The organism is Enterococcus sp. DIV1059_2 (genome assembly GCF_051713685.1).
In the GTDB taxonomy this organism is placed as follows: Bacteria; Bacillota; Bacilli; order Lactobacillales; family Enterococcaceae; genus Enterococcus_D; species Enterococcus_D casseliflavus.
Map to the genome: position 1 here is coordinate 967,426 of NZ_JBIOQK010000001.1, position 11,573 is coordinate 978,998.

Genomic DNA, 11,573 nt, shown 5'->3' on the forward strand with positions numbered 1-11,573 from the left:
GCTATGAAAAATAAAGTTCGCTTTTTTCAATCGGTGAACTTCAAAATCGCCCTGACTTTTATCTTGATCTTATTGATTGCGATCCAGATTATCGGGGCGTATTTTATTCGCGAATTGGAAAGAACAACGGTCGATGCCTTCAAACGCGACATGGAGGCACGTGCCAGCACGTTAGTGGTAACATTAGGCTCTGAATTGAGTCGCATGGATAATGATGACGGTTTAGATTGGGATTCCATGAATGCTTCCTTGAATCGAATCTTAACGAGTACCAACTCATCGGAAATTTTGGAGATGCGGGTGGTGGATGAGCAAGGGATCATTCGTGCAACCACCAATATCAATGATCGTGGCTCGGTGGGAGAAAAAAATGATTACCGTGATTACGATACGAACCGCAGTGAAGTCCTCTATGATGAATCCAGCGGCCAGCGGGTGTTCAATATCGTGCAGTCGATCCAATCACCGACAGGGGATACCGTTTTAGGAACCCTTTATTTACGGAGCAATCTTGAGTCAAAATACAATGAAGTCAGTACGACTGCGGTCATTTTTGTGACAGCCTCACTGATTGCGGCAGTGATTTCGATCATTGTGGCACTATTGGTCTCTCGTTCCATCACCCAACCGATCGGAGAGATGCGCGAACAAGCGATTCGCATCGCCAAAGGAGATTATAGCCGCAAGGTCGCGATTCATGGAAAAGATGAATTGGGGCAACTGGCGGAGACCTTTAATCAACTAGGAGAACGAATCGAAGAGACTCAAGAGGCGATGGAATCTGAGCGAAACCGCTTGGACAGCGTCTTATCCCACATGACAGACGGCGTTGTTGCCACCGACCGACGAGGCAAAGTCATTACCATCAATGAGATGGCGATGTCCTTGTTAAATGTCAGCAACGAAGAAGCGATCGGGCAGTCGATTTTGACGTTATTGGAAATCGATGAAGAATACACGTTACGAAAGCTTTTGGAAAATCCTGAAGACATGCTGTTGGAGCGTCCTAGCAATGATTTGACGGGAACAAATATGATTTTGCGCATCGATTTCTCCATGATTCGTCGGGAGTCTGGCTTTATTTCTGGGTTAGTTGCGGTGATGCACGATGTTACAGAGCAAGAAAAAAATGAACAGGAACGGCGAGAGTTCGTTTCCAACGTTTCTCATGAGTTACGGACACCATTAACGAGTATGCGCAGCTACATCGAAGCGTTGAGTGAGGGTGCTTGGAAAGACCCGGAAATTGCGCCGAACTTTTTGAAAGTGACGTTGGATGAAACGGATCGAATGATTCGGATGATCAATGACTTGTTGAGTCTGTCGCGGATGGATAGCGGCAATTCGCAACTGCAGCTGGAATACATCAACTTCAATGAGATGGTCAATTTCGTGTTGGATCGTTTTGACATGATGGTGACGAATGAAAGCAAAAAATACTTGATTCGTCGGGAGTTCACTAAACGAGAATTGTGGGTGGAAGTCGACACCGATAAAATGATCCAAGTGATCGATAACATCATGAATAATGCCATCAAATATTCGCCAGATGGCGGGATCATTACGGTGAAATTGATGGAGACCCATAACAACATCGTACTTAGCATCAATGACCAAGGACTAGGGATTCCGAAAAAAGATCTCACGAAGATCTTTGATCGTTTTTACCGAGTCGACAAAGCTCGTGCCCGTCAGCAAGGAGGTACTGGCTTAGGATTGGCGATCTCACGAGAAGTCATCAAAGCTCATGGCGGTGCGATTTGGGCGGAAAGTCGAGAAAATCGCGGGTCAACATTTTACATCATGTTGCCGTATGAACCGTATGAGGAGGATTGGTGGGTATGAGAATCTCAGAAAAAATCATTCGTGTAGGCTTGATCGTAATGATCGCCTTGAGTTTTTATTTCTCCTATATGATTTGGCTGAATCCGACTGGGTTCAACAATGCCAGCACGGAAACAGATACCGGCGTCAATCCTTCGGTTCAAACCTACAAACAAAAAAGCGATTTGTTTTTGCCCCTGTATTTGACTTGGAATGACGAGGACGCGATCAAAGAAACCAACTCTGAAGCGGTGATTCGAGAGATCCAAGAGGTGATCAATGAGGCAACGATCAGTGATTTGACGCTGCGGACCTATGGCGAGGAACAAGCTTTTTCAAAAGCCCAAGAAGTCAATCAAGGGGTGTCCTTAAACTACTATACGACGTTTTACTTGAAAGATTATGAGAAAACCTTTGAAAAAGAGCTGTCCTTAGAGGACGAAAGTGAAACAGAGGATTTTCCGTTTTCCCGCATCCAGTTTGACCTTGAAGAAAACACGATCCAATTTGTTGATTTTACCCATCAACGAGTGGTGCGAGGTAAAATTGACTGGGACAAAACCCAAGTAAAACACTTACTAGCAGACAACCCTCGGGAATGGACGACAATGGTGGCAGATGAAGAACGATCCAGCAAGCAATATTATACGCAGGATTCGATCAAGCTGAAAAAATACAGCTACTATTCTTCGACCCAATCTCAGAGCTTGTTTCGAGAAGCCTTTTTCAGCAATCCTAAAAACGTCAAGATCAATGATGAAAGTGTCGATACCTACTATTATGAAGGTGGGCAAAACATGACGGTCTTGCAAGATCAGCAGCAAGTCAAGTTTGAAACTACCACAGATGGTTCCGATGAAACGGACCTGGCGATGTTGAGTGCGGATTATATTATTCGTTTAGGCAACAATTTTGGGACGATCCGCTATTTTGATCAACAAGACAAGCACTTGGATTATCGGGTTTTCGTTGAAGGCTATCCAGTCTTTAGTACTGGTGGTCAAGGGGTGATTAGTGTGGCTTTTTCAGAAAGTGGTCAGACCGGCAGTCGGGAAATGACGATTTCTGCCAGTTTGAACGCGATTCAAGTGCCGATTCCTTCTGAAACCGAGATTGAATTGCCCTCTAGTTTGTCGGTCAAAAATGAGCTGATTGCGGCAGGGGCTGATCCTGATTTATTGCAACAGATCATCGTTGGCTATCAATGGGGGGAGATCAAAGATGCACCACTCGTTGATTTGACGCCTGCTTGGTATGTCAATTATGACTCGTCTTGGATCAGTTATGATGCATTAATGACAAAATTAGCAGAAACGGAGGAGAATTAATTGGATTTTAAACGAATCGAATGGATTTTTTTCCTCGCTTTTCTTGGTCTGAACGTCTTTTTATTCAATGTTTACAGTGAGGCTCGCAGCGAGCATCAGATGGTTTCACAATCAAACCAAACGATTCCTATCGAACAACGCCTCGAGTCTGAGGACATTCGCTATTCGGGCGAATTATCAGATGAGGTCTTGAGTGGCTATTATTTGAGCGGTGAACAGACGGATTTTGATGTGGAGCTACGAAATCCGCAACTCAATACGCAGTTCAAAAGAGGGTCGACGGTCAAAGGGCAGCAGTTGATCCATGTCTCAACCAATGGCTTTTACATCAGTGATGATTCCCAAACGGAAGAAACCGTCAATGGTTTTTTGCAACGAAAAGATCAAGTCCTGTTTGGGGATGAATATGACTATTTGGAAAACCTCTCTGTCTTGAACGCCAATCATCCGACCGTGGTGGCGGTTCAATCCTATGAAGGCATTCCTTTCAATGACAGCTCAAGTCGAATCGATATCACCTTAGAACAAACGGATGATCTATTGCAGATTGCCCGTTACACGCAAACACATATCTCCAATATTACGCCTCTAAGGGAAAAGATGACGGTCTATTCAGAAAAAGAAGCAGTAAATACGCTTTATCTAAACAACAAGCTGCCGAGTCACTCGAAAATTCTCTGGACGGAATTAGCCTATACGATGATTTTGAAGGTTAGGGAAAAAAATGTGTATATTCCTGCATGGTTTATTGCGTTCCAATTAGATGGCGATGACACCATCCAAATCGAAACGGTCAATGCCTTTAGCAATCGGATCATCACGAATAATGCCGTTCAAAAGGTAGAAAATCCATAAAAAAGCGGGTATAATGGAATTCGTTGAAACAACCAGAGAGGAAGTCACGTAAACCATGATGAAGGAAAATGCCTTTCAAGTAAGTATTCTAGCCAGCGGAAGCTCAGGAAATTCGCTCTATATCGAAAGCAATAAAAAGCGGATCTTAGTGGATGCCGGTTTGAGCGGCAAGAAGATCACTTCATTATTGGATGAAGTAGGGCGTAAACCAGAAGATTTGGACGCCATTCTTGTGACCCACGAACATCGAGATCATATCCACGGTGTCGGAGTACTGGCGCGAAAATACAAACTTGATGTCTATGCGAATACAAAAACATGGCAAGCGATGGATCCAATGATCGGTAACGTCGCTGTCGAACAAAAACATATCTTTGAAATGGGAAAAGTGCTGACCTTGGGTGACTTGGACATCGAAAGCTTTGGCGTCTCTCACGATGCTGCAGCGCCGCAATTTTATCGTTTCCATAAAGACGGCAAATCATTCGTGATGTTGACGGACACCGGTTATTGCAGCGATCATGTGCGAGGCATTATCAAAGGCGCCGATGCGTACCTTGTGGAAAGCAACCATGACCTAGAAATGCTGCGAATGGGCCCTTACCCGTGGAGCCTCAAACAGCGAATTCTTGGAGATCGTGGTCACTTATCGAATGAAGATGGCGCTCTGGTCATGACGGATATCTTGACCGACAATACCAAACGGGTCTATCTTGGTCATTTAAGTAAAGAAAACAACTTGAAAGAGTTGGCGCACTTAACGATGGTCAACACCATGAAAGAACATGATCTAGGTGTTGGAGAAACATTTGAAGTCTATGATACCGATCCTGACAAAGCGACGGAGTTATTTGCAATCTAATCGATCAACAAAGGATAAAATTGTCGGGTGGAGGCAGCAGGTATGTTTGATGAAGAAAAAATCAAGCGTCTGAACGAGCTTGAAATGGCTGTTTATAAGTACATTGTCCAGCATTTTGAAGAGATCGATCAACTGACGATCCGCGAATTGTCAGCTGCATGCCATGTCTCGACCTCGACGATTTTACGATGTATCACGAAATTAGGCTATCGCGGGTATTCAGAGTTAAAGTATGCGATCTGTCAAAAAAAGGAACAAGATGCACGAGCGTTTGATCTTTTCTATGATGCAACGATCCAAGTCAATACATTCTTAAAAAAAGTCAATAATGAAGATTACCGTAAGTTTATCCAGCCAGCGGTAGAACTGATTCTTTCCGCACGCCATGTGGCGTTTTCAGGTATCGGCACAAGTGGCATTCTTGGCACCTATGGCAGCCGCTATTTTGCTAATTTAGGCATCAATGCCTATAGCATCGTCGATCCCTTTTTGCCAGTACCGCCTCGTGGGATGGAAAATACGTTAGCGATCATTTTATCAGTTTCGGGGGAAACCATTCAAATGATCAAGCAAACGGAGGACTTCAAACGGTATGGGGCAAAAGTACTCAGTATCACCAATGATGAAAAATCGACGATCGCCCAAATGGCAGATTACAATATTTCCTATTATATGCCCGTCGTCAGTGGGGGAAAAGAAGTCGATTTGAACCTGACGACGCAAGTCCCAGTGATTACACTGATCGAACTTTTAGCCCATCAAGTCTACAAGCAAATCTAAGTGATCGTAAAAAAACAGCTTCGGCTGTTTTTTTTGTTGGAACATGTTTCATAACTTAGAAAAGCTATAGGCAAGGGGAATATTATCCATTAAGATTTATTTGTAAGCGAATTCACTGGCCAGTGGATAGAATTTTATTTTAGGAGTGATGTGAGATGAACGAATGGATCAATGAGAAATTATTACCCCCAATATTAAAATTTGTCAATACGAAAGCAATCACTGCATTAAGAAACGGTATGCTCTATACGATGCCCTTTTCAATCGTAGGATCGATTTTCCTGCTATTAGCAAACTTTCCCGTCCAGTCGATTGCGGATTGGGTAACGAGTAGCGGCTTAGGTGAATACTTCAACCAAGCCTATGGCGCCTCTTTTGCAATTATGGCCTTTTTCGCCGTAATGGGCATCGCCTATTCATATGTAAAAGCAGAAGGTTACGAAGGACTCCCTGCAGGAATGATTGGTTTAGTTATTTTCTTATTAACTATGGAGTCAAGTGTGACGGATGCTGGAGCAAATGTGACCATCGCAAATGTCATTGATAAGACGTGGACCGGTGGACAAGGAATGATCAGTGCCATCTTAGTGGGACTTTTTGTGGGTTGGGGCTATACGTGGTTCTTGAAACGCGACATCCGAATCAAACTGCCAGAGCAAGTACCCACCAATGTCGCAAACTCATTTACAGCATTGATTCCAGCCGCTGTTTTGACGACCATCGCATTAGGCATTTATATTTTCTTTGATAAAGTTTTTCAAACAACCGTGGTCGAATGGATCACACCGTGATTCAAAGTCCAATGCAAGGGGTGACGGATTCCCTTGGTGGTGCAATGATGCTAGGCTTCTTAGTGCCATTCTTGTGGTTCTTTGGGGTTCACGGTTCGACGATCGTGGGCGGGATCATGGGACCAATTTTACAAGCCAATTCACTAGCCAATACGGCTATTCTTGAATCTGGTAAAGCATTGACATTAGAAAATGGCGGACACATCGTGACCCAGCAGTTTTTGGATCAATTTATGACGGTAACTGGCGCAGGAATGACGATTGGGATCGTGCTATACATGGTGGCTTTTGCCCGTTCGGCGCAGTTCAAACAATTAGGACGTCTTTCCTTGATCCCGGCATTCTTTAATATCAATGAACCAATTATTTTTGCGACACCGATCGTCATGAACCCAATCATGGTATTACCATTTATTTTGACACCGATGGTTTCAGGCGTGATCACGTATTTTGCACTTTATACCGGTATCGTACCGCTATTTACTGCTGTGCAAGTTCCCTGGACGACCCCGCCGATCATTTCAGGTTTTCTAGTAGGTGGCATTCGGACCGCTATCTTACAATTTGTTGTTTTAGCAATCGGTTTCTTTATTTACTATCCTTTCATTCGTAAGGTCGATAGTTTGAACTATAAACAAGAAACAGAGATTGTTTAATACCAAGGAAGCAGGTTGAATAGAAATGAATAAACTAAGAAGCGATTTTTTATGGGGTGGCGCAGTCGCTGCTCACCAATTGGAAGGCGGCTATCGTGCGGATGGAAAAGGCGTGAGTGTCGCTGATGTCATGACTGTCGGAGGCAACGGAATTCCTCGCCGAATCACGGAAGGGATCCAACCGGGCGAAAGCTATCCCAATCATGAAGCGATCGATTTTTATCATCGGTATCCTGAAGATATCAAGCTTTTTGCCGAATTAGGGTTGAAGTGCTTCCGAACATCGATTGCCTGGACCCGTATTTTTCCAAAGGGGGATGAGCGCGAGCCGAATGAGGAAGGCCTGGCCTTTTATGATCAATTATTCGATGAGTGTTTACGCTATGGCATTGAGCCAGTCATTACCCTGTCTCACTTTGAAATGCCTTATCATTTAGTGACAGAATACGGAGGTTGGCGTAACCGTAAGTTGATCGATTTGTTTGTCCGCTTTGCAGAAGTTTGTTTTACGCGCTATCAAAAGAAAGTGAAGTATTGGATGACCTTCAATGAAATCAATAATCAAGCAAACTATAAAGAAGATTTTGCGCCATTTACCAATTCTGGTCTGTTCTTTACGGAAGGAGAAGACCGAGAAAAAGTCATGTACCAAGCAGCTCATTACGAGCTCGTTGCCAGTGCAAAAGCGGTGGCGCTAGGACATGCGATCAATCCTGCGTTTCAAATCGGATCGATGATCGCGATGTGCCCAATCTATCCGTATTCTTGCGATCCCAAAGACATGATGGCAGCCGCGGTGGCCATGCAACGGCGCTATTGGTTTTCAGATGTTCATGCCCGTGGGCACTATCCGAGTTATATGCGCAGCTATTTTGAAAGAAAACAATTTGATTTAGATATCACCCCTGAAGATGAAGCAGCTTTGGCAAAAGGTTGTGTTGACTATATTGGTTTTAGCTACTATATGTCTTTTGCGATCAAAGGCAAGGAGAATGATCCAACCTATGACTATGATGAGAGCCAAGATCTGGTGGATAATCCTTATGTCGATGCTTCTGAATGGGGCTGGCAGATTGATCCCGTAGGCTTGCGCTATGCCATGAACTGGTTTAACGAACGCTACGAATTGCCGCTTTTCATTGTAGAAAATGGCTTTGGTGCGGTGGATACGGTGGAAGAGGATGGACAGATCCACGATGACTACCGTATTGACTACCTAAAAGCCCATATCGAAATGATGAAAGAAGCAGTAGCTTATGATGGCGTCGACTTATTAGGTTATACACCGTGGGGCATCATTGACTTGGTTTCTGCGGGGACAGGGGAAATGAAGAAACGCTATGGTGTGATCTATGTGGACAAAGACAATGAAGGAAATGGAACCCTTGCTCGTCAGAAGAAAGATTCATTTGCATGGTATCAGCAAGTGATTGCGTCCAATGGCACGAAGGTCTAAAGAAAAAAACGTTACGCAAAATTTCTGCGTAGCGTTTTTTCTTTAGGGCATTTGGATATAGCCGTAATGAAGCAATAACTGAATAATAATAACTAAAGTGTTCATTCCCACATGGGTGATCATGGAAGTCCAAATACTGCCGGTCAAAGCATAAAGCCCAGAAAAGAACAGTCCTAAGAAAATATAGACTAAGAGATGATTGTCATTGTGGGCAAAGGCAAAGGCTACGGCGCTGACCACTACACCAACCCAAACATTGCTGTATTTCCCAATGATGCCAACTAAGGCTCTGCGGAAGACAAATTCCTCCATAATTGGCCCACCGACCATTGCTGCGAGAGCAAAGAGTGGGTTTTGCACCACGATGGCAATGATGTTTTCGGTATTTTGCGAAGCGCTGACTTCTCCGAAAAAGGATTCGATAAAGATGGCTAGATTTTGCAACAAAATCGCTGCGACAATGCCGGTTAGCCCGTAAATAAGAATCGCTGAGACTTTGGTTTTTTTGTGTTCAAACGATAGCGGTTCTGTTTGTTTGAAATACAAGAAAAACATGATCGCTGCACCAGCTAAGTAACCGATCGTTGTTGCTGCTACTTGATGTCCGCTAGGGACGAAGGCGATCGGTAGAAAAAAGACGATGCCGTAAGTAAGAATCGTGGACAAAGAATATTTTGATAAAGACATAGTTGTTTCCTCACACTCCTTTGCTTCATTATAGACTAGGTTGCTTCTAGAAACAAAAAATCCTACTATATTTATCAATCAATTAGAAATGCAAAAAAAATTTAGCAAAAGGCTTGCAAAAATTTGGGAAAATGAGTAATATTGAAACTGTAAGTTAGCACTCGATACAAGAGAGTGCTAATGCTAAATTCTATAACATTCATTGGAGGGATTTATCGTGTTAAGACCATTAGGTGATCGTGTGATTATCGAAGTCGCAAAAGAAGAAGAAAAAACTGTAGGCGGAATCGTGCTTGCATCAGCAGCAAAAGAAAAACCACAAACGGGTACCGTTATTGCAGTCGGCGAAGGACGCACGCTCGAAAACGGTGAAAAAGCTCCTGTTGCTGTCAACGTTGGCGAACAAGTAATGTTCGAAAAATACGCTGGCACAGAAGTGAAATATGAAGGAACAGAATATTTGATCGTTGCTGCAAAAGATATCATTGCAGTAGTAGAATAACAAAAATAAAAAATACTTGAGGTGATGAAATCATGGCAAAAGAAATCAAATTTGCAGAAGACGCACGCGCAGCAATGCTTCGTGGGGTAGATAAATTAGCAGATACAGTAAAAGTAACCTTAGGCCCTAAAGGTCGTAACGTGGTTTTAGAAAAATCTTACGGTTCACCATTGATCACAAATGACGGTGTAACGATCGCTAAAGAAATCGAATTAGAAGATCATTTTGAAAACATGGGCGCAAAACTTGTTTCTGAAGTCGCTTCAAAAACAAACGATATCGCTGGTGACGGAACAACGACTGCTACGTTATTGACACAAGCAATCGTTCGTGAAGGATTGAAAAATGTCACCGCTGGTGCGAACCCATTAGGTATTCGTCGTGGGATCGAAATGGCAACAAAAGTGGCTGTAGAAGAGCTACACAACATTTCATCAATCGTTGATTCAAAAGAAGCAATCGCACAAGTTGGTGCTGTTTCTTCTGGTAGTGAAAAAGTTGGTCAATACATCGCTGATGCAATGGAAAAAGTCGGCAATGACGGTGTTATCACTATTGAAGAATCAAAAGGGATCGAAACAGAATTAGATGTTGTGGAAGGAATGCAATTTGATCGTGGTTACTTATCACAATACATGGTAACTGACAACGATAAAATGGAAGCAGCGTTAGAAAATCCATACATCTTGATCACTGACAAAAAAATCTCTAACATCCAAGATATCTTGCCATTGTTAGAACAAATCTTACAACAATCAAAACCATTATTGATCATCGCTGATGACGTTGATGGCGAAGCATTACCAACACTTGTATTGAACAAAATCCGTGGAACATTCAATGTTGTTGCAGTGAAAGCACCAGGATTTGGTGACCGTCGTAAAGCAATGCTAGAAGACATTGCGATCTTAACTGGTGGTACAGTGATCACTGAAGACTTAGGTCTTGAGCTGAAAGATGCAACCATCGATAACTTAGGTCAAGCAAGCAAAGTGGTTGTGGATAAAGACAACACAACAATCGTTGAAGGTGCTGGTGAAAAAGAAGCAATTGACGCACGCGTTCAATTGATCAAAAACCAAATCGCTGATACAACTTCTGACTTTGACCGTGAAAAACTACAAGAACGCTTAGCAAAACTTGCTGGTGGGGTTGCTGTGATCAAAGTTGGGGCACCAACTGAAACTGAATTGAAAGAATTGAAATTACGTATTGAAGATGCATTGAATGCAACACGTGCCGCTGTTGAAGAAGGCATGGTCTCAGGTGGGGGAACTGCCTTAGTCAATGTCATCAACAAAGTTGCAGAAATCGAAACAGATGGCGATGCAGCAACAGGTGTCAAAATCGTTTTACGTGCCTTAGAAGAACCAGTTCGTCAAATTGCTGAAAATGCAGGCTACGAAGGTTCAGTGATCATCGACAAATTGAAAAACGCTGACTTAGGCGTTGGTTTCAATGCAGCAACTGGCGAATGGGTAAACATGCTAGAAGCTGGGATCGTTGACCCAACAAAAGTGACGCGTTCTGCATTACAAAACGCAGCTTCTGTTGCCGCATTATTGTTAACAACTGAAGCAGTCGTTGCCGACAAACCAGAACCAGCAGCGCCAGCAGCTCCTGCAATGGACCCATCAATGGGTATGGGCGGCATGATGTAAGCAAGCCTTGAGAACTCCTCTTTTGAGGGGTTCTTTTTTTGTGCGATCAAAAAATACTTCAACACAGAAAAAGACAAAAAACCTTTCTTCTTAGTATTCTAAGCACCAAAGAATTGGTTCATTGCTTGAATAAAAGGAGAAAGGATTGGTAGATATAAGCTATCTATTTGT

General features: G+C 43.1%; 9 protein-coding genes and 1 pseudogene. 9 read left to right on the forward strand and 1 reads right to left on the reverse strand.

All coding sequences use genetic code 11. The features are described 5' to 3' along the window. Positions 1 to 3: 3 nt before the first annotated feature. The 7 genes and pseudogenes from walK to IGI72_RS04640 all read left to right on the forward strand — a co-directional run bounded on the left by walK (position 4) and on the right by IGI72_RS04640 (position 8,552). Positions 4 to 1,845: a cell wall metabolism sensor histidine kinase WalK gene (walK, locus tag IGI72_RS04610; RefSeq protein ID WP_005225283.1), complete on the forward strand. Its 1,842-nt coding sequence runs from the start codon at positions 4 to 6 to the stop codon at positions 1,843 to 1,845. Then, a complete protein-coding gene (locus IGI72_RS04615; protein ID WP_223597469.1) occupies positions 1,842 to 3,152 on the forward strand; it encodes a YycH family regulatory protein in 1,311 nt (436 codons plus the stop codon). The genes walK and IGI72_RS04615 overlap by 4 nt, the downstream gene beginning before the upstream one ends. Further along, complete coding sequence (locus tag IGI72_RS04620) at positions 3,153 to 4,007, forward strand: two-component system regulatory protein YycI (protein ID WP_005225285.1); 855 nt, start codon at positions 3,153 to 3,155, stop codon at positions 4,005 to 4,007. A 55-nt stretch (positions 4,008 to 4,062) separates the two neighbouring features. After that, entirely contained in the window at positions 4,063 to 4,869 is an 807-nt protein-coding gene (locus IGI72_RS04625) for an MBL fold metallo-hydrolase (RefSeq protein ID WP_005231151.1), read from the forward strand. A gap of 42 nt (positions 4,870 to 4,911) precedes the next feature. Next, complete coding sequence (locus IGI72_RS04630) at positions 4,912 to 5,649, forward strand: MurR/RpiR family transcriptional regulator (RefSeq protein WP_010747610.1); 738 nt, start codon at positions 4,912 to 4,914, stop codon at positions 5,647 to 5,649. A 155-nt stretch (positions 5,650 to 5,804) separates the two neighbouring features. Beyond that, positions 5,805 to 7,096, forward strand: a pseudogene (locus IGI72_RS04635) (PTS sugar transporter subunit IIC). Between the two features lie 25 nt (positions 7,097 to 7,121). Further along, a complete protein-coding gene (locus IGI72_RS04640; RefSeq protein ID WP_015509136.1) occupies positions 7,122 to 8,552 on the forward strand; it encodes a 6-phospho-beta-glucosidase in 1,431 nt (476 codons plus the stop codon). Between the two features lie 42 nt (positions 8,553 to 8,594). On the opposite strand, the gene IGI72_RS04645 is transcribed toward IGI72_RS04640, so the two are convergent. Further along, positions 8,595 to 9,239: a CPBP family intramembrane glutamic endopeptidase gene (locus IGI72_RS04645; protein ID WP_005225290.1), complete on the reverse strand. Its 645-nt coding sequence runs from the start codon at positions 9,237 to 9,239 to the stop codon at positions 8,595 to 8,597. A gap of 217 nt (positions 9,240 to 9,456) precedes the next feature. Here IGI72_RS04645 and groES point away from each other — a divergent pair, with 217 nt between their 5' ends. After that, complete coding sequence (groES, locus tag IGI72_RS04650; protein WP_005225291.1) at positions 9,457 to 9,741, forward strand: co-chaperone GroES; 285 nt, start codon at positions 9,457 to 9,459, stop codon at positions 9,739 to 9,741. Positions 9,742 to 9,773: 32 nt separating this feature from the next. Continuing rightward, the gene (gene groL / locus IGI72_RS04655) at positions 9,774 to 11,402 is read left to right on the forward strand and encodes a chaperonin GroEL (protein ID WP_005237384.1); all 1,629 of its coding nucleotides are present in this window, start codon (positions 9,774 to 9,776) and stop codon (positions 11,400 to 11,402) included. The last annotated feature ends 171 nt before the right edge of the window (positions 11,403 to 11,573 follow it).